18 protein-coding genes are annotated in these 20,593 nt (G+C 75.4%); 9 read left to right on the forward strand and 9 right to left on the reverse strand.

What is annotated here, in order from left to right; translation table 11 throughout:
- Positions 1-152: 152 nt before the first annotated feature.
- The 3 genes from P9841_RS17220 (at position 153) to P9841_RS17230 (ending at position 2,870) form a co-directional block, all read left to right on the forward strand.
- Positions 153-1,241 (forward strand): type IV pilus twitching motility protein PilT, encoded by a 1,089-nt coding sequence (locus P9841_RS17220; protein WP_283319806.1) that lies wholly within the window; start codon positions 153-155, stop codon positions 1,239-1,241.
- A 70-nt stretch (positions 1,242-1,311) separates the two neighbouring features.
- A complete protein-coding gene (locus P9841_RS17225) occupies positions 1,312-2,181 on the forward strand; it encodes a DUF4097 family beta strand repeat-containing protein (RefSeq protein WP_283319807.1) in 870 nt (289 codons plus the stop codon).
- The gene (locus P9841_RS17230; RefSeq protein ID WP_349306909.1) at positions 2,181-2,870 is read left to right on the forward strand and encodes a PadR family transcriptional regulator; all 690 of its coding nucleotides are present in this window, start codon (positions 2,181-2,183) and stop codon (positions 2,868-2,870) included. Before P9841_RS17225 ends, P9841_RS17230 begins: the two co-directional genes overlap by 1 nt.
- A 7-nt stretch (positions 2,871-2,877) precedes the next feature.
- On the opposite strand, the gene P9841_RS17235 is transcribed toward P9841_RS17230, so the two are convergent.
- Together P9841_RS17235 and P9841_RS17240 are read right to left on the reverse strand one after the other, a co-directional pair.
- Positions 2,878-3,477 carry a GDSL-type esterase/lipase family protein gene (locus tag P9841_RS17235; protein ID WP_283319808.1) on the reverse strand — a complete coding sequence of 200 codons (600 nt, stop codon included), beginning with the start codon at positions 3,475-3,477 and terminating at the stop codon, positions 2,878-2,880.
- Between the two features lie 142 nt (positions 3,478-3,619).
- On the reverse strand, positions 3,620-3,769 hold the full coding sequence (locus tag P9841_RS17240) for a hypothetical protein (protein WP_283319809.1): 150 nt from the start codon (positions 3,767-3,769) through the stop codon (positions 3,620-3,622).
- A 91-nt stretch (positions 3,770-3,860) separates the two neighbouring features.
- Here P9841_RS17240 and P9841_RS17245 point away from each other — a divergent pair, with 91 nt between their 5' ends.
- Positions 3,861-4,841: a GlxA family transcriptional regulator gene (locus P9841_RS17245; protein WP_283319810.1), complete on the forward strand. Its 981-nt coding sequence runs from the start codon at positions 3,861-3,863 to the stop codon at positions 4,839-4,841.
- A gap of 103 nt (positions 4,842-4,944) precedes the next feature.
- Positions 4,945-6,090: a GNAT family N-acetyltransferase gene (locus tag P9841_RS17250; RefSeq protein WP_283319811.1), complete on the forward strand. Its 1,146-nt coding sequence runs from the start codon at positions 4,945-4,947 to the stop codon at positions 6,088-6,090.
- Between the two features lie 66 nt (positions 6,091-6,156).
- Here P9841_RS17250 and P9841_RS17255 read toward each other — a convergent pair whose 3' ends face one another.
- Both P9841_RS17255 and P9841_RS17260 read right to left on the reverse strand, forming a co-directional pair.
- Positions 6,157-10,047, reverse strand: coding sequence for a multifunctional oxoglutarate decarboxylase/oxoglutarate dehydrogenase thiamine pyrophosphate-binding subunit/dihydrolipoyllysine-residue succinyltransferase subunit (locus P9841_RS17255; protein WP_283319812.1), 3,891 nt, complete (start codon positions 10,045-10,047; stop codon positions 6,157-6,159).
- A 210-nt stretch (positions 10,048-10,257) separates the two neighbouring features.
- Positions 10,258-11,544, reverse strand: coding sequence for a multidrug effflux MFS transporter (locus tag P9841_RS17260; protein ID WP_283319813.1), 1,287 nt, complete (start codon positions 11,542-11,544; stop codon positions 10,258-10,260).
- 108 nt (positions 11,545-11,652) lie between these two features.
- On the opposite strand from P9841_RS17260, the gene P9841_RS17265 reads away from it, so the two are divergent.
- Positions 11,653-12,108: a MarR family winged helix-turn-helix transcriptional regulator gene (locus P9841_RS17265; RefSeq protein ID WP_283319814.1), complete on the forward strand. Its 456-nt coding sequence runs from the start codon at positions 11,653-11,655 to the stop codon at positions 12,106-12,108.
- A 10-nt stretch (positions 12,109-12,118) separates the two neighbouring features.
- On the opposite strand, the gene P9841_RS17270 is transcribed toward P9841_RS17265, so the two are convergent.
- The 4 genes from P9841_RS17270 to P9841_RS17285 form a co-directional block, all read right to left on the reverse strand.
- A complete protein-coding gene (locus P9841_RS17270) occupies positions 12,119-12,931 on the reverse strand; it encodes an ABC transporter permease (RefSeq protein WP_283319815.1) in 813 nt (270 codons plus the stop codon).
- Positions 12,928-13,911, reverse strand: coding sequence for an ABC transporter ATP-binding protein (locus P9841_RS17275; protein WP_283319816.1), 984 nt, complete (start codon positions 13,909-13,911; stop codon positions 12,928-12,930). The genes P9841_RS17270 and P9841_RS17275 overlap by 4 nt, the downstream gene beginning before the upstream one ends.
- A 99-nt stretch (positions 13,912-14,010) precedes the next feature.
- Entirely contained in the window at positions 14,011-15,096 is a 1,086-nt protein-coding gene (locus tag P9841_RS17280; RefSeq protein WP_283319817.1) for a HAMP domain-containing sensor histidine kinase, read from the reverse strand.
- On the reverse strand, positions 15,093-15,872 hold the full coding sequence (locus tag P9841_RS17285; RefSeq protein WP_283319818.1) for a response regulator transcription factor: 780 nt from the start codon (positions 15,870-15,872) through the stop codon (positions 15,093-15,095). Before P9841_RS17285 ends, P9841_RS17280 begins: the two co-directional genes overlap by 4 nt.
- Before the next feature lie 187 nt (positions 15,873-16,059).
- Between P9841_RS17285 and P9841_RS17290 the strand changes: the two genes are divergently transcribed.
- The 3 genes from P9841_RS17290 to P9841_RS17300 all read left to right on the forward strand — a co-directional run bounded on the left by P9841_RS17290 (position 16,060) and on the right by P9841_RS17300 (position 19,527).
- Entirely contained in the window at positions 16,060-17,388 is a 1,329-nt protein-coding gene (locus P9841_RS17290; protein WP_283319819.1) for a hemolysin family protein, read from the forward strand.
- Positions 17,385-18,431 carry a hemolysin family protein gene (locus P9841_RS17295; protein WP_283319820.1) on the forward strand — a complete coding sequence of 349 codons (1,047 nt, stop codon included), beginning with the start codon at positions 17,385-17,387 and terminating at the stop codon, positions 18,429-18,431. The genes P9841_RS17290 and P9841_RS17295 overlap by 4 nt, the downstream gene beginning before the upstream one ends.
- A gap of 235 nt (positions 18,432-18,666) precedes the next feature.
- Positions 18,667-19,527, forward strand: a complete 861-nt coding sequence (locus tag P9841_RS17300; RefSeq protein ID WP_283319821.1) for a M15 family metallopeptidase — start codon at positions 18,667-18,669, stop codon at positions 19,525-19,527.
- A gap of 75 nt (positions 19,528-19,602) precedes the next feature.
- Here the strand turns inward: P9841_RS17300 and P9841_RS17305 are convergent, their stop codons facing one another.
- Positions 19,603-20,511 (reverse strand): aldose 1-epimerase family protein, encoded by a 909-nt coding sequence (locus tag P9841_RS17305; RefSeq protein ID WP_283319822.1) that lies wholly within the window; start codon positions 20,509-20,511, stop codon positions 19,603-19,605.
- Positions 20,512-20,593: the final 82 nt, after the last annotated feature.

The following is a 20,593-nucleotide window of genomic DNA, read 5'->3' on the forward strand; positions in this document are numbered from 1 at the left end:
TCCCTGGTCTGGCGTGCCGGCCGGACGAGGTGTGCCTCGACGGCCCAGTGACCCCCCATCGTCCCACACCCGGCGGCTGCCGCCGCACGCGGACCGGGGCCGGCCGCACGCGGGTGTTCAAGCCCCGGGGGGTTCCGGCCGATGACAGGGGGGTGACCGAGCAGCCGCAGTCCGTCGTCCCCCTCCTGCACGCCCTGGCCCAGGCCGGCGGCTCCGACCTGCACGTGAAGGTCGGGTCCGAGCCGCGGGTGCGCGTCGACGGCCGGCTGCGCCGCCTCCAGGCGCGCGCGCTGACGCCGCGGGACACCGCGAACATGCTCGACGAGGTGCTCCCGCCGGAGCTCGCGGAGGAGTTCGCGCACTCGCACGAGGCCGACTTCGCGTTCTCGCTGTCGGGCGTCGGCCGGTTCCGCGTCAACGCCTACCAGGCGCGCGGCACCTACGGCCTGGTGTTCCGCCTGGTCGCGATGGGGGCGCAGTCCATGTCGGAGCTCGGGCTCCCGGACGTGGTGGGGGAGCTGGCGCTGGAGCCGCGCGGGCTCGTGCTGGTCACGGGGCCCACCGGCTCGGGCAAGACCACGACGCTCGCGTCGATGATCGACCTCATCAACACCGTGCGCGAGGCCAACATCGTCACGATCGAGGACCCGATCGAGGTGCTGCACCAGGACAAGCGCGGCATCGTCTCGCAGCGGGAGATCCGGCAGGACACGGCGGACTTCACGGTCGCGCTGCGGGCGGCGATGCGCCAGGACCCCGACGTGATCTTCGTCGGCGAGATGCGCGACGTGGAGACGGTGCGGGCGGCGCTGTCGGCGGCGGAGACCGGGCACCTGGTGCTGTCGACGCTGCACACCATCGACGCCGCGGAGTCCGTGAACCGGATCGTCGACTTCTTCCCGCCGCACGAGCAGCAGCAGGTGCGGGTGGCGCTGGCGCAGGCGCTGCGCGGCATCGTCTCGCAGCGCCTGGTGCGCAGGGCGGACGGCCACGGCCGGGTCGCGGTGATCGAGGTGCTGGTCAACACCGGCCGGACCGCCGAGGCGATCGTGGACCCGGGCAGCACGGAGCCGCTGCTGGACCTGATCCGGCAGGGCGACTACTACAAGATGCAGACCTTCGACCAGCACCTGGCGCAGCTCGTCGCGGACGGGTCCGTGTCGTACGACGAGGCCGTCGCGGTGGCGACCAACCCGCAGGACCTGACCGTCGAGCTGCGGGCGAGCGGCGTGATCGCCTGACCCCTTGCGGCGCCCGGGGCGGCGTCCTACGGTGGCAGAACGCGATATATCTCGAACCGAGGAGCCTGCCGTGGCCACCGAGTCCTGGGTCGTCATCGGCCCCCAGACCGTCGACGTGGAGGACGTGCGGTCCCTGCGCGTCCAGGTGAACGGGGGGCGGGTCGACGTCGTGGCGCACGACGACCCCGACGCGACGGGTGCCCGCATCCAGGTGCACCGCGTGGACGGCATGCCGCTGGAGGTCACCTACGCCGACGGCGCGCTCTGGGCCGGGGTGCGGTCCGTCACCGGGCTCGACGGGCTGATCGACAAGATGCGCGGGCCGCACCAGCGCGACCGGGTCGAGGTGCACGTGGCGGTCCCGCGCGGCGCGGCCGTCTCGCTGGCGTCGGTGAACGCCGACCTGCTGCTCGCCGGCGTGCAGCAGGACGCCTCGGTGTCCACGGTCGGCGGCGCGGTCGTGGTCGACGGCACGCGCGGTGCCCTGTCGCTCAAGAGCGTCTCCTCGGACGTCGTCGTGCGCGACCACGCGGGCGACCTGTCCGCCGGCACGGTGTCCGGCGCGGTGACCGCCTCGGGCGCGCTGTCGCGCGTCACCGTCACGACGGTGTCCGGCGAGGTCACGCTCGACTGCCTCGCGGCGAGCTCGGTGGTGCAGGCGCGCACCGTCTCGGGCGACGTGGCCGTGCGGCTGCCCGCGGGGCACGGCGTCGGCGTCGAGGCGCGCAGCGTGTCGGGCCGGGTGGTGGTCGACGGCGTCGAGCACGGCGAGCGCCGTCCGGGGCGCACGAGCGTGGATCTGCGCGACCCCCAGGCGACGTGCTTCGTGACCACGCAGACCGTGTCCGGCCACCTCACCGTCCTGCACGGCGCGCCGCTCGCGGAGCCCGTGGTGCCGCCGGCGGGGCCCGGGGCGGGCGGTCCCGTCCCGGGAGCCTGATGGCGGTCTTCGCGCACGGGCAGCTCCGGCTCTACCTGCTCTCGCTGCTGGAGGACGGCCCGCGCCACGGGTACGAGCTCATCACGGCGCTGTCCGACCGGTTCGGCGGCCTGTACCGGCCGAGTGCGGGCACGGTGTACCCGCGGCTGGCGCGGCTGCAGGAGGACGGGCTGGTCGCGCGGACGCAGGAGGGCCGCACGGCCACGTACGCGCTCACGGACCGGGGGCGGCAGGAGCTGCGCGACCGGCGGGCCGACCTGGTCGCCCTCGAGCACGACGTGGCCCGGTCGGTGCGGGAGCTCGCGGCGCAGGTGCGGACCGACGTGGTCGGGTCGATGGCGGGGCTGCGCGCGGAGCTCGCGGCGGCGGCCCAGCAGGCCCGGGCCGGGGCCCCGGCCGGGTCGGACGGTGCGCCCGGGGCGCCGGGGGCACCCGGGACGGACGCGCGGGACGACGCCGGGCGGCACGGCGCGCCGGGCGAGCCGGACCGCGCCGCGCGGCGGGAGCAGCGGGCCGCGCACCGGCGCCGGGTGCGTGCCGAGGCGGACCTCGCCGCGTTCCGGACGCAGGTCCGCGCCGCCCTGCGGGAGGCCGAGCAGCGAGGCGGCATCACGCCGCTGACCGCCGAGACGGTCCGGACCGTCCTGGCGAGCGCCCGGGCGGCGATCGAGGCGACGCTGCCCCGGTGACGCCGGGCTAGACCACGTCCTCCGGGAGCCCGAGCCAGGCGTTCCAGTGCGAGTGCAGCACGAGCCACGCCATGAGGCCGTACCCGGCCTGGCCCGGCAGGGCGCCGTCGCCGGCGGCGAGGTCCGCGAGCCACTGCTCGTGCCCGGCGAGCGGCGTGAACGTGTCGACGTAGGGCACGCGGCGCCGGGTGGTGACGTCGGCGAACGCGGCGGACAGGTCCGCGAGCGTGGTCGCGTCGACCCCCGCGCCGGGCGGCGGCCCGACGACGAACGCCGGCATGCGCCGCTGCTCCGCGGCGTCGAGGACGTTGGCGAGGTTGAGCCGGCTGCGGGCCAGGGAGAGTCCGGCGAGCGCGTCGGCCCGGCCGAGCGCGACGACCAGCCGGGTCTCGACCTCCGGGGAGGTGCGCCGGGCGACCTCCTCCTCCCACCGGGCGGACAGGCCGGTGGTCGTCTCCCCGGGCACCGCCAGGGTGAGCACCGTCGGGGGCAGCGGGGCGGCCGTGCGGGCGGCGACGCGGCCGACCCAGCCCAGCGCGCGGGGGTCGCCCGCCCCGGCGGCCAGCTCGTCCCCGACCACCACCAGGCGCAGCGCCTGCTCGCCCACGTCCGTCCCCGTCCTCTCGGTGCCGCGCGGCGGTGGCCGCGCACGTGCGGGGTCCAGTGTCGCAGCCGTGCGGTCCGGGAGCCGGTGCGACGCGCGCACGGCGGGGTGGCCGCGCGGTCCCCGTGCCGGGACCGCGCGGCGCTCAGCGCAGGCGGCTGCCCTCGGTCCAGTCGTGCCGCGACGGGGGCGGGGGCCGGTGCCCGAGGCCGTCATGGCGGACCGTGTCGACGAGGCGCGCCGTGAGCCAGACGAGGAGGGTCAGCAGGCCGAGGAGGAGGATCGTGATCGCCATGGCAGGAATCCTGCCGACATCGATGTCCCGCCACGAGTGGCAGGAGGGCCGTATCTCGTCGAGATCCCGCCAGACGTGGCATCCTGGCCGCATGTTGCGACGCGTGGCCGCCATCGCGGTCCCCGGGGTGGCCGCCTTCGAGCTCGGGCTCGTGTGCGAGGTCTTCGGCATCGACCGCTCCGACACGGGCGGTCCGCGGTTCGACTTCACCGTGTGCACCCCGGAGCCGGGCCCCCTGCCGATGAAGCAGGGCCTGCGGCTCGACGTGCCGGCCGGGCTGGAGGCCACGGCCGACGCCGACCTCGTGATCGCGCTGCCGTACGGGGCCCCGTACGAGCTGCCCGCGCCGGTGCTGCAGGCGCTGCGGCACGCGCACGAGCGCGGGGCCTGGGTGATGAGCATCTGCTCGGGGACGTTCGCGCTCGGGGAGGCCGGCCTGCTGGACGGTCGGCGCTGCACCACGCACTGGATGTACGCCGACGACCTGGCGCGCCGGTTCCCCGCCGCGGACGTCGACCCGGCGGTGCTCTACGTGGAGGACCGGGGCGTCATCAGCAGCGCCGGCACCGCGGCCGGCATCGACGCCTGCCTCCACCTCGTGCGGCGGGAGCTGGGGGCGCGCGACGCCGCCGCCATCGCCCGGCGCATGGTGGTGCCGCCGCACCGCGACGGCGGCCAGGCGCAGTACGTCGAGACGCCGCTGCCGTGCGACGCGGACACCCTGGCGCCGCTGCTGGCGTGGCTCGTCGAGCACCTGGACGAGGAGCTCACCGTCCCGGACCTCGCCGCGCGGGCGCTGATGTCCGAGCGCACCTTCGCGCGGCGGTTCCGCGCCGAGACCGGGACCACGCCCGCCGCCTGGATCACCCGGCAGCGGCTCGTGCGGGCCCAGGAGATGCTGGAGCGCACGGCGGCCGGGGTCGAGGACGTCGCCAGGGCGAGCGGGTTCGGCAGCGCGGCGATCCTGCGGCACCACTTCGCGCGCGTCCTCGGCACGAGCCCCCAGGCCTACCGCCGGCAGTTCGCGTGCACGGACGACGCGGAGCGCGCGGCGGCGGCAGCCGTGGCATGAGCTCGCACGACTTCACCCGCCGGATGCATACAAAACGGACATAGGGACGCCTAGCGTGGCTCGGAGCCGGGGGAGGCCCGGCGTCCCCGTGCCCGGAGGCGACATGCAGGTCAGGCTTCTCCCGCTCGTCGACGTCACCGCCGAGGAGGGGAGGGCCTGGCAGGACCTGGCCTCGGACGCCGTGGCCCCCAACATGTGCCTGGACCCGCGCCAGCTCCTGGCCGCCCGGCACCTCGGGGAGCGCGTCGCCGACCTCCGGCTGCTCGTCGTGACCGAGGGCGCACGCTGGCTCGCCGTGCTGGCGCTGACCACGAAGCGGGTGATCCCGCGCCTTCCCGTCCAGGCGCTCACCACGGGCGGGGACTACATGACCCTCGAGTCCGACCGCCACCACCCGCTGGTGCGCCGCGGGCGGGCCGTCGAGGCGCTCGACGCCCTGCTGCGGGGCGCCCCGACCGTGGGCCTGCCCGGGCTCGCGCTCCTGCGCCGGTTCCCCCTCGAGGGCCCGCTCGCCGACGCGCTCGCCGAGGTGGTGCGGCGCCGGCGGCTGCCCGTCGTCGAGCGCTCCCGGGAGACCGGGGCGTGGGCGCCGCGCGAGGCGTTCACGGTGCTCGACGTCCCCGACCCGGTGGACGGCGTCATCGTCGACCCGCCGCTGTCGACCGCGCACCTGCGCCCCGGGGACGCCCAGAAGCTCCGCCGCGTCGTGCGCGGCATCACGCGTGAGACCGGCGAGCCGATCGCGCTGCACCTCGAGGCCGCCCGGCCCGACGCGGACGACCGGTTCGTCGAGCTGCAGTCCGCCGGGTGGAAGGGCGACACGGACCGCGGAGGGGCGGCCGTCGGGCTGGACCCGCGCCGCGAGCACTGGTTCCGCGACGCCGCCCGGGCGTTCCGGGAGGACGGCGACCTCGCGGTGCTGCGCCTCGCCGCCGGACCGCACACGCTGTGGACCGGGTACCTCGCGCGCTCGGGCGGCGGCTGGTTCGGGATGCTCGACGCGTACGACGAGCGGTTCCGGAAGTTCAGCCCGGGGTCCGTCGGCCGGGTCGTCGCCATGACGTACCTGCTGGGCGCCACGGACGCCCCGTTCGTCGACCCGGGCTTCGGGTCGCACTACGCCGTCGGCGCCCGCCTGTGGCCCGCGCCGCGCACCCAGGTGGACCTGCTGCTGCCCGCCGGGGGGCTCGCCGCGCACGCGCTCGTGCGGGCGGTGCCGCTGGCCCGGCGCCTCGGCCTGGCCGGGTGAGACGCCGCCGCCCCCGCGCCGGTCCCGGAGGGGGACGGCGCGGGGGCGGCGCGGGTACCGGGAGGCTCAGCGTTCGAAGGCCGCCCGCAGCAGGTCCGCCTGCTCCGCCTGGTGCACCTTCGCGGAGCCCGCCGCGGTGGACGCCGACGCCGGGCGGGAGACCGCCCGCACCGGGGCGCCGACCACCTGCGGCAGCGCCATCGACATGAAGCTCCACGGCCCCTGGTTGCGCGGCTCGTCCTGCACCCACACCAGCTCGGCGCCGTCGAACGGCGCGAGCGCGGCGCGCAGGCCCTCGTGGTCGAGCGGGTAGAGCTGCTCGAACCGGAGCACCGCCGTGCGCTCGTCGCCGAGCTTCTCGCGCTGCGCCACGAGGTCCCAGTAGACCTTGCCGGAGCAGAGCAGCACGCGGTCGACCCGCGCCGCGTCCCTCGCCGCCACGTCGTCGCCGATGACCGGCCGGAACGTGCCCGACGTGAAGTCCTCGACCGCCGACGCCCCGGCCTTGAGCCGCAGCATCGACTTCGGCGTGAACACCACGAGCGGGCGGCGCGGGCGCGTGTACGCCTGGTGCCGCAGCAGGTGGAAGTACGAGGCGGGCGTCGTGGGCTGCGCCACCGTCATGTTGCCCTCGGCGCACAGCTGCAGGAACCGCTCGATGCGGGCCGACGAGTGGTCCGGGCCCTGGCCCTCGTAGCCGTGGGGGAGCAGCAGCACGACGGACGAGTGCTGGCCCCACTTCTGCTCGGCGGAGGAGATGAACTCGTCGATGACCGTCTGCGCGCCGTTGACGAAGTCGCCGAACTGCGCCTCCCACAGCACCAGGGCGTCGGGACGCTCGACGGAGTAGCCGTACTCGAACCCGAGCGCGGCGTACTCCGACAGCGAGGAGTCGTACACCCAGAACTTCGCCTGGTCGGCGGACAGGTACAGCAGCGGGGTCCACTCCGCGCCGGTCTCCCGGTCGTGCAGGACGGCGTGCCGCTGCACGAACGTCCCGCGGCGGGAGTCCTGCCCCGCGAGCCGCACCGGCGTGCCCTCGATGAGCAGCGACCCGAACGCGAGGATCTCGCCGAAGCCCCAGTCGATGCCGCCCTCGCGCGACATCTGCTCGCGCCGGGCCAGCAGCTGCGCGAGCTTCGGGTGCACCGTGAAGCCCTCGGGCGCCCGGACGTGCGCGGCACCGATCCGCTCCAGCACCTTGGCCGGGACGGCCGTCTGCCAGCCGATGATGACGCCCGCGTCCTCGCGCTGGGACTCGGGGCGCTCCAGGCCGGCCACCGGCTCGGCGTCCGGCGACGGCGGCGTCCAGCCCTCCTCGCGGGTCTCCGCGAACACCCGCTCGAGCTGCGCCTGGTAGTCGCGCAGCACGTGCTCGGCCTCCTCGAGCGTGATGTCGCCGCGGGACACCAGCGCCTCGGTGTAGAGCTTGCGCACCGAGCGCTTGGCCTCGATGAGGTTGTACATGAGGGGCTGGGTCATCGAGGGGTCGTCGCCCTCGTTGTGGCCGCGCCGGCGGTAGCAGACCATGTCGATGATGACGTCGCGGTCGAACTGCTCGCGGTACTCGAACGCGAGCTCGGCGACCCGGACGCACGCCTCGGGGTCGTCGCCGTTGACGTGGAAGATCGGCACCTGCAGGCCCTTGGCCACGTCGGTGGCGTACTGCGAGGAGCGCGACGACGACGGGCCGGTGGTGAAGCCGACCTGGTTGTTGATGACGACGTGCACCGTGCCGCCCGTGCGGTAGCCGCGCAGCTGCGCCAGGTTGAGGGTCTCGAAGACCACGCCCTGGCCCGCGAACGCCGCGTCCCCGTGGATGAGGATCGGCAGCACGGAGAACCCGTCGCCGCCCAGGTCGATCCGGTCCTGCTTGGCGCGGACGATGCCCTCGAGCACGGGGTCCACGGCCTCCAGGTGCGACGGGTTCGCCGCGAGGTACACCCGCGTCGAGGCGCCGGACTCCGACTGGAACACGCCCTCGGTCCCGAGGTGGTACTTCACGTCGCCCGAGCCCTGCACGGACTTCGGGTCCTGGTTGCCCTCGAACTCGCTGAAGATCTGCCCGTAGGACTTGCCGGCGATGTTCGCGAGCACGTTGAGCCGGCCGCGGTGCGCCATGCCGATGGCGACCTCGTCCAGGCCGCCCTCGGCCGCGCGGGACAGGATCGCGTCGAGCAGCGGGATGACGGACTCGCCGCCCTCCAGGGAGAACCGCTTCTGCCCGACGTACTTGGTCTGCAGGAACGTCTCGAACGCCTCGGCCGCGTTCAGGCGGCGCAGGATGCGCAGCTGGTCCTCGCGCGGGGTGGGGGCGTAGCCGGCCTCCAGCCGCTCCTGCAGCCAGCGGCGCTGGCGGGGGTCCTGCAGGTGCATGTACTCGAAGCCGGTGGTGCGGCAGTACGAGTCGCGCAGCAGGCCGAGCACCTGGCGCAGCGTGGCGCGCGGCCGGCCCGTGAAGCCGCCGGTCGGGAACGTGCGGTCCAGGTCCCACAGCGACAGGCCGTGCGTCTGCACGTCCAGGTCGGGGTGCTTGCGCAGCCGGTACGCCAGCGGGTCGGTGTCGGCCATGAGGTGGCCGCGCGACCGGTAGGCGTGGATGAGCTCGGCGATGCGGGCCGGCTTGATGGCCTCGGCGTCCGGGTCGGCCGCCTCCTTGACCCAGCGGATCGGCTCGTAGGGCACCCGCAGCGACGCGAACACCCGGTCGTAGAACCCGTCCTCGCCGAGCAGCTTGCGGTGCAGGATGCGCAGGAAGTCGCCGGACTGCGCGCCCTGGATGATGCGGTGGTCGTAGGTGGACGTCACCGTCAGCACCTTGGACACGCCCATCTTGTTGAGCTGCTCGTCGGACGTGCCCTGGAACTCCGCCGGGTAGTCCATCGCCCCGACGCCGATGATCGTGCCCTGCCCCTGCATGAGGCGCGGCACCGAGTGCACCGTGCCGATGGTGCCGGGGTTGGTCAGCGAGATCGTCGTGCCGGCGAAGTCGTCCACGCCGAGCTTCCCGCCGCGGGCGCGCCGCACGACGTCCTCGTACGCCGTCCAGAACTGGGCGAAGTCGAGCGCCTCCGCCTTCTTGATGCTCGGCACGAGCAGCTGGCGGGTGCCGTCCGGCTTCGCCAGGTCGATCGCGAGGCCGAGGTTCACGTGCGCCGGCGTCATGACGCCGGGCTTGCCGTCGACCAGCGTGTACGCGCTGTTCATCGCCGGCATCTCGCCGAGCGCCTCGACCAGCGCGAAGCCGATGAGGTGCGTGAACGAGACCTTCCCGCCGCGGCCGCGCGCCAGGTGGTTGTTGATGACGATGCGGTTGTCGACGAGCAGCTTGGCCGGGATCGCGCGGACCGACGTCGCGGTCGGCACCTCGAGGCTGGCCTCCATGTTGGTGACGACGCGCGCGCTGGGGCCGCGCAGGCGCTGCACCTCGTCCGCGGCCTCCGGCGGCTCGAGCTCCGCCTCGCGCGCGGCCTTCGCGGCGGGCGCGTAGGGGGCGGTCGCGGGCTGCGCGGTCGCCACCGGGGACGTCGTCGGCACCGGCTCGGGGTCGCGCGGCGTCGGCGCCGGGCCCGCGGGGGCGGAGGCCGCCGGGGCGGGGGCAGGCGGGACCGCGGTGCCGTCACCGGTGTGCGCCGGCCGCGTGGCGCCGGCCTCGGCCACGGTGCCGTCGCGCTCGCCGCCGGGTGCGCCGTCCGCTGCGGGCGCGGGCGACGCGGCCGGGGCCGGCGTCGCGGTCGCCCCGTCGCCCCCGGAGCCGGACGCGGCACGGCCGTCGGCGGTGGCGGCGTCCCCCGACGCGCCGTCCGGTGCCCCCGAGGTCGTCGGCTGGGGGGACGAGGGGCGGTAGCCCTCGAAGAAGTCCCACCACGCCGGGTCGACCGCGGTCTTGTCCTGGAGGTACTGCTCGTACAGCTCGTCCACCAGCCACGCGTTCGCGCCGAAGTCGGCCCGGTTCACGTCTGGCTCGGCATGCTGGGACACGCGAGGATCGCCCACTTCCTCCGCGGTCACTGACCGCGTCTTCGCCGGATCGGTTCGTGGCCAACCCTACGTCCTGACTGCGTGTCGTCTCCCGTCGGGGAGGGTGACGCGCGGGTGGTTCACGTGCTCGTCACACGCCGGGTCCGCGAGGGGTGTCGGGGGCCCCATCCGCGGGTCTGCCCCGGGTCAGCCGCGTGCCAACTCGGTCATGGGCGCGTCGTGCGGGGCGGTCGCCGCGACCCGTGCCGCGACCGCGGAACCGAGCGCGAGGACGACCATCGTCACGGCCATCGGGAGCGCGTCGTGCTCCCCGCGCAGGCCGACGAGCGGCGAGACGAGCGCGCCGAGGCCGAACTGGAGCGCCCCGAGCAGGGCCGACCCGGTGCCCGCCGCCCCCGCCGCCTCGTCGGTGGCGAGGGTGGTGGCGTTGCCGAACACCAGGCCGAGCGCGCTCACGGTGAGGAAGAGCAGCACGAGGGTGGGCAGGCGCGGCAGGTCGAGCAGCACGACGTCCACCAGCAGCAGCACGCTGAGCACCGCCACCGCGGTCACGCCCGCCGTCAGCAGGCGCCGGGCCCCGAACCGGCCGACCAGGGCCGTGCCCAGCCCGGCCACGAGCCCGAGGCCCAGGGCGTTGGCCGCGAAGGCCAGGGAGTACGCCCCGACCGAGAGGCCGAGCACGTTCTGCAGCACGAACGGCGAGGCCGAGATGTACGCGAACATCGCGGCGAAGCCGAGCACGAGCGACCCGGTCCAGCCGACGAAGCGCCTGTTGCTGAGCACGGCGCGGGCGTCCCGGAGGGTGCTCGCCAGGCCGCCGCCGGTGCGGTGCTCGCGGGGGAGCGTCTCGGGGACGAGCGCGAGCACGGCGACGAGCATGAGCGCGCTCGCCCCGGCGAGGATGGCGAACACGCCCCGCCAGCCCACCGCGGTCACGAGCGTGCCGCCGACCAGCGGGGCCGCGACCGGCGCGACGCCCTGGATGAGCATCATGACGCCGAACACGCGGGCGGCGGCGTCCCCGCGCGCCCGGTCGCTGACGACCGCGCGGCTGAGCACCACGCCCGCGGCGCCGCTGAACCCCTGGACGAACCTGGCGGCGACGAGGAAGCCGGCGGAGGGCGCGAGCGCGCAGGCCAGCCCCGCTGCGGCGCACACCGCGCTGCCGGCGACGAGCAGCCCGCGGCGGCCGCGCTGGTCGGAGAGCGGCCCGATCACGAGCTGCCCCAGCGCGAGGCCCACGAGGAACGTCGTCAAGGACAGCTGCACGACCGAGGCGCTGGTGCCGAGGTCCCGCGCGAGCTGCGGGAACGCCGGCAGGTACATGTCGGTGGCCAGCGGTGCGATCGCGGTGAGGAGGGCGAGGGCGACGGTCACCGCGGGCGTGAGCGGCCGGTCCCCGCCGAGCTGCGGGGTGCTGCGGGCGGGTGCGGTCGTGGTCGAGGGCACGGCGGGGCCCGGGGACGTGGTCATGGGGGGTGCTCCAGCGCGGACGGAGGGCGGCTCGGTGCCGCTGCCGGGGAGCATCCTATCTATGAGGTCATATATGTCGAGTCATATGGGCCGCGGTAGCCTCGAGCGGTGACCGACGCCAGCACCGACGCCACGCACGCCCTGCGGCAGCTCGCCTCCGCGCTGCACGACCTCTCGCGCGCGGTGCGCCGGGAGCAGGACTCCGAGGCCGGTGGGCTGCCCGGGCTGCCCCCGACGGAGTTCGAGGTCATGCGGTACGTCGACCGGCACCCCGGGACGAGCGTCGGCGGCGCCGCCGAGGCCCTCGGCCTGCGGCAGAGCAACGTGAGCGCCGCCGTCCGCGGGCTCGCCGGGCGAGGGCTCGTCGAGCGCGTCGCGGACGCCGCCGACCGGCGGGTCGCCCGGCTGCACCCGACGCCCCTCGCCCGGCGGCGCCGCGAGACGGTCGAGCAGGCGTGGGCGCGGACGCTGGAGACCGCGCTCTCCCGCCTGGGCCCGGCCGACGCCGCGGCGGTCCGCGACGCCGCCGGGCCGCTCGCGCGCCTGGCCGGTGCCGTCAGGTGACCCGGTGCCGTCAGGTGATGTCGCGCCGCAGCGTCGTGAGGCGCCCGACCAGGGCGAGCACCAGCGCGTAGCCGACCAGGACCAAGGCGCCCGCCGCGGGTGACAGCAGGTCCCCCAGGCCGCTCGCGGAGTAGAACGACCCGCCGCTGATCGCCTCGCCCGCCGCACCGGGCATGAACCGCGCGATGCCCGCCGTCGCGTCGTTGAGGTTGAGCACCAGCCGCGCGATCGGCTCCACGAACTGCGTGAAGGCCAGCACGACGATGATCGCCACGACCTGGTTCGGCAGCGCGAACCCGAGCCCGACGCCGAGCACGCACCAGATGGTGAGCGAGAGGACCGTCCGGGCGATGACGCCCCACATCTGCGCGTCCCCGAGGAACGCGTCCGCGTCGGTGAAGGCGAACACGGTGGCGCCCGCGGCGACGGTCGCGAGCGTCCCGAGCACGCCGTACAGCAGGCCCATCGGGATCGACGCGATCAGCTTGCCGGCCACGAACCGGTTGCGGTCGGGCTGGGCCAGGAGCGTCGGCGTGAGCGTGCGGTGCCGGAACTCCGCGGTCACGGCCAGGACCCCGACCAGCAGCGGCAGGGCGTACCCCAGCGAGGCGGGCAGGGAGTACACCGCCACGGCGATGTCCCGCGGGTCGACGACCGGCGTGGCGCCGCCGCCCGTGGAGACCTGCGAGCCGTCGTCGAACGTGAAGGCGAACGCCATCATCGTCCCGAGGAACGCCATGTAGCCGACCATGACGACCAGCAGCACCCACCAGGTGCGGGTCGTGACGATCTTCCGGTACTCGGAGACCAGGGTGTCCTTCATCGCGCACCTCCGGTGGACGCGTCGGCGGCGGTCGGCCCGGTGGCGGTCGGCGGTGCCCCGGGCGGGGCGGCGTGCTCGGCGGTCGACGACGTCAGGCTGAGGAACAGCTCCTCCAGGCCGGCGGCGTGCGTGGCGAGCTCGTGCAGCTCGAGACCGGCCGCGAACGCGGCGTGCCCGACGGCGGCGGCGTCGGTGCCGGTGACCTCGACGACGCCGGGAGCGACGGGGCCGGCCGTCCAGCCGTGGGCGGCCACGAGCGCGTCCAGCCGCTGCGCGTCCGGCGAGGAGATGCGGACGCGCGGCTCCGTCATGCGCCCCAGCTCCTCGAGCGTGGAGGCGTGCACCAGGCGGCCGCCGGCGATGATGACGACGTCGTCGACCGTCTGCTGCACCTCGGAGAGCACGTGCGAGGACACCAGGACGGTCCGGCCCTGGGCGGCGAGCGCCCGCAGCAGGTCGCGCAGCCAGCGGATGCCCTCGGGGTCCAGGCCGTTCGCGGGCTCGTCCAGCAGCAGCACGGGCGGGTCGCCCAGCAGCGTGGTCGCCAGCGCGAGCCGCTGCCGCATGCCGAGGGAGAAGCCGCCGACCCGGCGCTTCGCGGCGAACCCCAGCCCCACGAGGTCGAGCACCTCGGGCGCCCGGGAGTCCGGGACCCCGGCCTGCGGCGCGAACACGCGCAGGTGGTCCAGCGCCGTGCGGCCGGGGTGGAAGTCCGCGGCCTCGAGCGCGGCGCCGACGGTCCGCATGGGGCGGTCGAGCTCGGTGTAGCGGCGGCCCCCGATGGTGGCGGTGCCGCTGGTCGGCGTCACCAGCCCCAGCAGCATCCGCAGCGTCGTCGTCTTGCCGGCGCCGTTCGGGCCGAGGAACCCGGTCACCCGGCCGGGCCGGACGGTGAAGCTCAGGTCGTCGACGGCCCGGACCTGGCCGAACGTCTTCGTGAGGTGGCTGACCTCGATGGCGTGCGTGGCGTCGGGTGGCATGCCCCGACCCTAGGAGCCGGCGGCGGCCCGGCGGATCCGTCGCGAGGCGGAAACCGCGCGCCGCCGTGGCCGGCGGGCCTCCGCCGCCGGACGGAGCCGCTAGAACGCGGCGGTCGCGGGCCGGGACGTGCGCCGCGAGGGGAGCATCACGCGCATGGTGCAGCCGGTGTCCGTGTCGGCGACCTCGACCGTGCCGCCGTGGAGCGTGACCGCCCAGCGCACGATCGACAGCCCGAGCCCGGTGCCGCCCGTGGAGATCTGCCCGGTGATCGCCGGCGTGTTGCCGCGCGCGAACCGCTCGAAGACGCGCTGCCGCTGGTCGGCCGCGATGCCGGGGCCCTGGTCGACGACGTCGATCCGCACCCAGCCGCCGGCGCGGTGCGCCTCGAGCCGGACGGGGGCGCCGCGCGGGGAGTGCCGCACCGCGTTCTGCACGAGGTTGGCCACCACCTGGTGCAGGCGCTCGCGGTCGGCGGGCACCGTGAGGTCCGGCGGCTCCACCTGCACCGGGAACGTGAGGTCCTTGGAGGCGCCGACCAGGCGCCCCTCCTGCGCGGCCTCCTCGAGGAACTGCTGCAGCGGCACCTCGGTGACCTGCAGGTCGACCGCCCCCGCCTCGAGGCGCGACAGGTCGAGCAGGGTGGCGACGAGCCGGCTGAGGCGCTGCGTCTGGGCCAGGGCGGCGCGCATGGACTCCGGGTCGGGGTCGCTCACCCCGTCGACGATGTTCTCGAGCTGGGCCTGCAGGGCGGTGACCGGGGTGCGCAGCTCGTGCGACACGTTCGCGACCATCTCGCGGCGCAGGGAGTCGGCCTGCTCGAGGTCGTCCGCCATGCGGTTGAACGCCGCCGCGAGCTCGCCCACCTCGTCGCGGCTCGTCGCGCGCACGCGGCGGCTGTAGTCGCCCGCCGCCATGGCCCGCGCGGCCGCGGTCATCTCCCGCAGCGGCGACGTCATGCCGCGGGCGAGCACCTGCGTCATGACGAGGGCGATGACGATGACGATCGGGAACGTCCGCGTCGGGCCCAGCGCGTTGTTCAGGCCGATCCACGTCAGCAGGGCGGCGACGAACACCGCCGCCGCGACGAGCACGCCCAGCTTGATCTTGATGGAGCGCAGCCGGTCGAGCGGCCGCACGTCCGGCAGCCGCCCGACGCGCGGCCGCTGGTGCCGGGGGACCGTCACGCGCCGCCGGTGCCCGTGCCGGCCGGCTCCAGCGCGTAGCCCACGCCGTGCACCGTGCGGATGAGGTCCGCGCCGAGCTTCCTGCGCAGAGCCTTCACGTGCGAGTCGACGGTGCGGGTCCCCGAGGCGTCCACCCAGTCCCACACCTCGGCCAGCAGGCGCTCGCGCGTGAGCACGGTGCGGGGGCTGGCGGCGAGCGCGAGCAGCAGGTCGAACTCGGTCGGGGTGAGGTGCACCTCCTCGCCGGCGCGGTGCACGCGGCGCTGCGCGCGGTCGATGACGACGTCGCCGACCGCGACGGGCGGCTCGGCCTCGGGCGACACCGCCGCGAGCTCCGCGGCGAGCGCCGCCCGCTGCTGGCGCCGCAGGAGGGCCTTGACCCGCGCGACGAGCTCGCGCATCGAGAACGGCTTGGTCATGTAGTCGTCGGCGCCGACCCCGAGCCCGATGAGCATGTCCGTCTCGTCGTCGCGCGCGGTCAGCATGAGGACGGGGACGGGCCGGTCGGCCTGGATGCGGCGGCACACCTCGAGGCCGTCGATCCCCGGCAGCATCACGTCGAGCACGACGACGTCGGGGTTCAGCCGGGCGGCGGCGTCGACGGCCTGGAGCCCGTCGCCGACGGTCTCGACCTGCCAGCCCTCGGCGGAGAGCCGCCGCGCGACCGCGGTGGCGATGGCGGGCTCGTCCTCGACGACGAGCACCGACGTGGACGCGGAGCCCGGGGTGCCCGCGGGGCTGCCGGCGGCACCGCCGGGACGGGAAGCGAACGTCATCGACCCAGCGTAGAGCGCGGGTGTGGAGGTTTCGTATGATCGACCCCACCATGAGCAGCTCAAGTCGCTGCCGGCGTCCTTCCCGGGCCGACGAGCCCGGGGGCGACCATGCCGGCCCTCCCTGCCTCCTGAACCTCCTCGCGGGGCCCCGTGCCCGCGCCGGGACCCGCGCCCGCCGGGGTGACCCGTGCTGACCGAGTGGCTGCTCGTGCTGCTCGGCGTCGTGCTGACCGCGGGGACCGCCGTGTTCGTCGCCAGCGAGTTCTCCCTGGTCACGCTCGACCCCGGCGTGGTCGACCGCCAGACCCGCCCGGACGACCGCCGCGGCCAGAGCGTCCTGAAGGCGCTGCGCCGGCTGTCCACGGAGCTGTCCGGCGCCCAGGTCGGCATCACGGTCACCACCGTGCTGCTCGGCTACACCACGCAGCCCGCCGTGAGCCGGCTGCTGGGCGGCCCGCTGCGGGAGTCCGCCCTCGGCGCGGCGGCCGGCGGCGTGGTCGCGGTGGTGCTGACCCTCGTGCTCGTCAACGGGTTCTCCATGCTGTTCGGCGAGCTCGTGCCCAAGAACTTCGCGATCAGCAGGCCGCTCGGCACCGCCCGGTGGGTGGCCCCGCTGCAGCGCGGGTTCACGACGGCGCTGCGACCGCTCATCACCCTGTTCAACTCGAGCGCGAACGCGCTGCTGCGGCGCGTCGGCGTGGAGCCCCGCGAGGAGCTGTCCGGCGGGCGGTCGCCGCAGGAGCTCGCCGCGCTCGTCCGCCGGTCCGCCCAGGTCGGGACGCTCGACGCGTCGACGGCGGTGCTCATCACCAACTCCATCGACTTCTCCGGTCTCACCGCGGTCGACGTCATGACCGACCGGCAGCGCGTCGTCGTGCTGCGCCGGGAGGACACCGCGGCGGACGTCGTGCGCCTGGCCCGCGAGACCGGGCACTCCCGGTTCCCGGTGATCGGGGACGACTCGGACGACGTGGTGGGGATGGTGCACCTGCGCCGCGCGATCGCCGTGCCGTACGAGCGCCGCGGCGAGGTGCCGGCGGCGGCGCTGATGGTCGACGCCCCGCGCGTGCCGGAGACCGTGCACCTCGGCCCGCTGCTGGTGGAGCTGCGCGAGCACGGCCTGCAGATGGCGGTGGTCGTGGACGAGTACGGCGGCACGTCCGGCGTGGTGACCCTGGAGGACGTCGTCGAGGAGCTGGTGGGTGACGTCGCCGACGAGCACGACCGCCGCCGCACGACGGCCTCGCGGCGCGCCGACGGCGCGTGGGAGGTCTCGGGCCTGCTGCGGCCGGACGAGCTCACCGAGACCACCGGCCTGGTGGTCCCGGAGGACGGCCGGTACGAGACGCTCGGCGGCCTCGTGATGGCCGCGCTCGGGCGCGTCCCCGAGGTGGGCGACGAGGTCCGGGCCGGCTCCGTCGTGCTGCGCGTGGAGTCGATGAGCCGCCGCCGCGTCGAGCGCGTCGTCGTGCGCCCCGCCGAGGCGCCGGTCGCGGACGAGGAAGCCGGTCGATGAGCAACGGCCTCGCCCTCGCCCTCGCCGTCGCGCTGCTGGCCGGCAACGCGTTCTTCGTCGCGGCCGAGTTCGCGATCATCTCCGCCCGCCGCTCGGCCATCGAGCCGAAGGCCGAGGCGGGCGACCGCCGCGCCGTGACCGTGCTGTGGGCGATGGAGCACGTCTCGCTGATGCTCGCGTGCGCGCAGCTCGGCGTGACCGTGTGCTCCACCAGCCTGGGCCTGGTGGCCGAGCCGGCGATCGGGCACCTCATCGAGGACCCGCTGCACGCCCTCGGGGTGAGCACGAGCCTGGCGCACCCGATCGCGTTCGTCGTCGCCCTGCTCGTCGTGGTGTACCTGCACGTCGTGCTCGGCGAGATGGTGCCCAAGAACCTCGCCGTGTCCGGCCCGGACCGCGCCGTGCTGGTGTTCGGCCCGCCGCTGGTGTGGCTGGCGCGCGTCGTGCGGCCGGTCATCGGGGGGCTGAACTGGGTGGCGAACCACGTGCTGCGGCTGTTCGGCGTGGACCCCCGGGACGAGGTGGCGTCCGCGTTCACCGCCCAGGAGGTGCAGTCGATCGTCGAGCAGTCGCAGGCCGAGGGCCTGCTGGCCGACGAGCAGGGCCTGCTGTCGGGTGCGCTGGAGTTCTCCGACCGCACCGCGGCCGAGGTCATGGTGCCGGTGGCGGACCTCGTGCCGGTGCCCGCCGACGTGACCCCCGAGGAGGTGGAGCGGCTCGTCGCCCGCACGGGCTACAGCCGGTTCCCGGTGCTGGGCCGCGACGGCAGCCCGGTCGGGTACCTGCACGTGAAGGACGTCCTGTACGCGGACGACGAGTCCCGCCGCCTGCCGGTGCCGGCGTGGCGGGTCCGGGCGCTCGCGGTCGTCTCGCCCGACGACGAGGTGGAGGAGGCGCTCGCCGCGATGCAGCGCTCCGGCGTCCACCTGGCGCGGGTGGAGGAGGACGGCCGGGCGGTCGGTGTCGTGTTCCTGGAGGACATCCTCGAGGAGCTCGTCGGCGAGGTGCGGGACGCGATGCAGCGCGGGGCCGTGCGGCACTGACGGGGGTCCCCGTGCACCCGTTCGTGGGACCTTCGTCACACGTCCGGGTGGTCCCGGTGGGTGATCCGGCGCGACACGCCGATGATCCGTCAACGATCTCGCCCCGAGGGGGTTGGAGCAGGCCCGCGCGCCCGTTATGGTTTCGTGATCGTCCCCCCGGGAGCCGTGACCGCGGTGCGTCCGTACCCGCCTCCCGGACGGGATCCCTCGTCCACCCGCGAGCATCGGAGGCCCCGTGGCGTCGCACAGCGTGCAGCCTGCCGCCACCGGCTCCCCGACCCGTCGCCAGCTCCGTGAGGCCTCCCGGCACGCGGGCGCGCCCCGCGCCGCGACGGCCGCCGCGGTGGCCGTCACCGCCGCGCCGGCAGCCCGCGACCACCGCACGGGACCGCTCGCCCGGTGGGGCACCCGCGCCGGCGTCCTCGTGACCCTCGCGGCCGTCACCGTCGCCGTCCCGCTCTCGCAGCAGGCCGCGCGCAGCGACGACGGGTACACCGACGCGCAGGCCGACGCGACGCTGCCGAGCACGGTGGAGGCGCTGACGTCGTCCCCGTCGGCCGTGCTGCCGCCCGCGTCCCTCGTGTCCGCCGACGCGACCGCCGTGCGGGCGCAGGTCGACGTGAGCCGCTCGGAGGAGCGCGAGATCCTGCCGGGGTGCAGCGGCGAGGCCGGCACGGACAGCGCGAACGGCCAGCTGCCGCAGTCCGACCTCTGCTACCTCTGGGACGGCACGACCCAGCTCCGTGCGGACGCCGCCGAGGCGCTCGCCGAGCTCAACGCGATGTGGGTCACGCGGTTCGGCACGGACCTGTGCCTGTCGAGCGGCTACCGCACCCTCGCCGAGCAGCGCGCGGTGAAGGCGGCGAAGGGCGGCCTGGCCGCGCCCGCCGGCCGCAGCAACCACGGCTGGGGGCTCGCGGTCGACCTGTGCAGCTCGCAGACGACGGGCGCCCAGTGGGAGTGGATGAACGACAACGCCCCGGTGTTCGGCTGGGAGAACCCCTCGTGGGCTCGCCCTGGCGGCAGCGGGCCCTACGAGCGCTGGCACTGGGAGTACACGAAGGGCGTCATGGCCGACGGCGAGTACTACGGCTGACGCCGGACCCCCTGGACGCACGAAGGCCCCGCCGGTGACCGGCGGGGCCTTCGTGCGTCCGTGCGGGACGGCGGCTCAGACCAGCGTCATGCCCCAGGTCACCTCGTGGCTCGCGCCGGGCTCGAGGCGCACGAGGCGCTCGCCGGTCCGGAACGCGTCGGCGATGCAGCTCATCGGCTCGGCGGCGACCCCGCGGCGGTCGATCAGCGGGATGCCGTCGCCGGTGCACACCTGCCAGGTGTCCATCGTCCCGTCCATCCACATCGCGGCGGCGTGGCCGTCGGGCGCGCCGAGCACGATCCACGACAGGCCGTCCGCGTCCCGCGTGACGTCGACGAACGCGTCGTCCAGCGCGACGCCGGCGAGGGGCTGCGGCGTGCGGCGGTCCTCGGCGCCCGCGAGCGGCCGGGTGCCCGTGGGCAGCAGCCGCTCGTCGTTCGTGACCTGGGACGTCGCGTCGACGCGCAGCGTGCAGTCGTCGACGGCGGCGTCGCCGGGGGAGAGCCACGGGTGGAACCCGATGCCGTACGGCGCCGCGGTGCCGGACAGGTTCGTCGTCACGACGTGCACGCGCAGCCCCGCGTCGGACAGCGTGTACGTGACGTCGAGGCGCAGCGACCACGGGTAGCCGGGCGTGGGGACCAGGTCGTGGCGCAGGGTGACCGAGGCGTCGTCGCCCGTGACCCGCTCGAACCGGACGTGCGCGACGAGGCCGTGCAGCGCGGTGCCGCGGTCGGGCTCGGTGACCGGGACCTGGTGCTCCGTGCCCTCCCACGTGTACTGCCCGTCGCGCAGGCGGTTCGGCCACGGGGCGAGCACCGCCCCGGAGTAGGCGGGGGCGAGGGCGTCCTCGGCGAACGGGAGCACGACGTCGCGCCCCCCGACGGCGTAGGTGCGGACGCTCGCGCCGACCTCGGCGATCGTGGCGCGGTGCGCGCCGTGCGCGAGGGTGTGCTGGCGTCCGGACGGGGCTGGGCTGTTCACGCTCACACCGTAGTGGCTCGCCGCGCGCCCGGGACGGGACCGGCGCCGGGCGCGGCGGCCCTGCTCGTGGGGCCTGCCGGCA

It is taken from the genome of Cellulomonas sp. ES6, assembly GCF_030053835.1.
Taxonomy (GTDB): Bacteria; Actinomycetota; Actinomycetes; order Actinomycetales; family Cellulomonadaceae; genus Cellulomonas.

What these genes read in the sequence shown, in the direction of transcription:
- P9841_RS17230 (WP_349306909.1), top strand. Translation starts at nt 2,181, where the DNA reads ATGGCGGTCTTCGCGCACGGGCAGCTCCGGCTCTACCTGCTCTCGCTG.
- P9841_RS17240 (WP_283319809.1), bottom strand. Translation starts at nt 3,769, where the DNA reads ATGGCGATCACGATCCTCCTCCTCGGCCTGCTGACCCTCCTCGTCTGG.
- P9841_RS17245 (WP_283319810.1), top strand. Translation starts at nt 3,861, where the DNA reads ATGTTGCGACGCGTGGCCGCCATCGCGGTCCCCGGGGTGGCCGCCTTC.
- P9841_RS17250 (WP_283319811.1), top strand. Translation starts at nt 4,945, where the DNA reads ATGCAGGTCAGGCTTCTCCCGCTCGTCGACGTCACCGCCGAGGAGGGG.
- P9841_RS17260 (WP_283319813.1), bottom strand. Translation starts at nt 11,544, where the DNA reads ATGACCACGTCCCCGGGCCCCGCCGTGCCCTCGACCACGACCGCACCC.
- P9841_RS17270 (WP_283319815.1), bottom strand. Translation starts at nt 12,931, where the DNA reads ATGAAGGACACCCTGGTCTCCGAGTACCGGAAGATCGTCACGACCCGC.
- P9841_RS17275 (WP_283319816.1), bottom strand. Translation starts at nt 13,911, where the DNA reads ATGCCACCCGACGCCACGCACGCCATCGAGGTCAGCCACCTCACGAAG.
- P9841_RS17285 (WP_283319818.1), bottom strand. Translation starts at nt 15,872, where the DNA reads ATGACGTTCGCTTCCCGTCCCGGCGGTGCCGCCGGCAGCCCCGCGGGC.
- P9841_RS17295 (WP_283319820.1), top strand. Translation starts at nt 17,385, where the DNA reads ATGAGCAACGGCCTCGCCCTCGCCCTCGCCGTCGCGCTGCTGGCCGGC.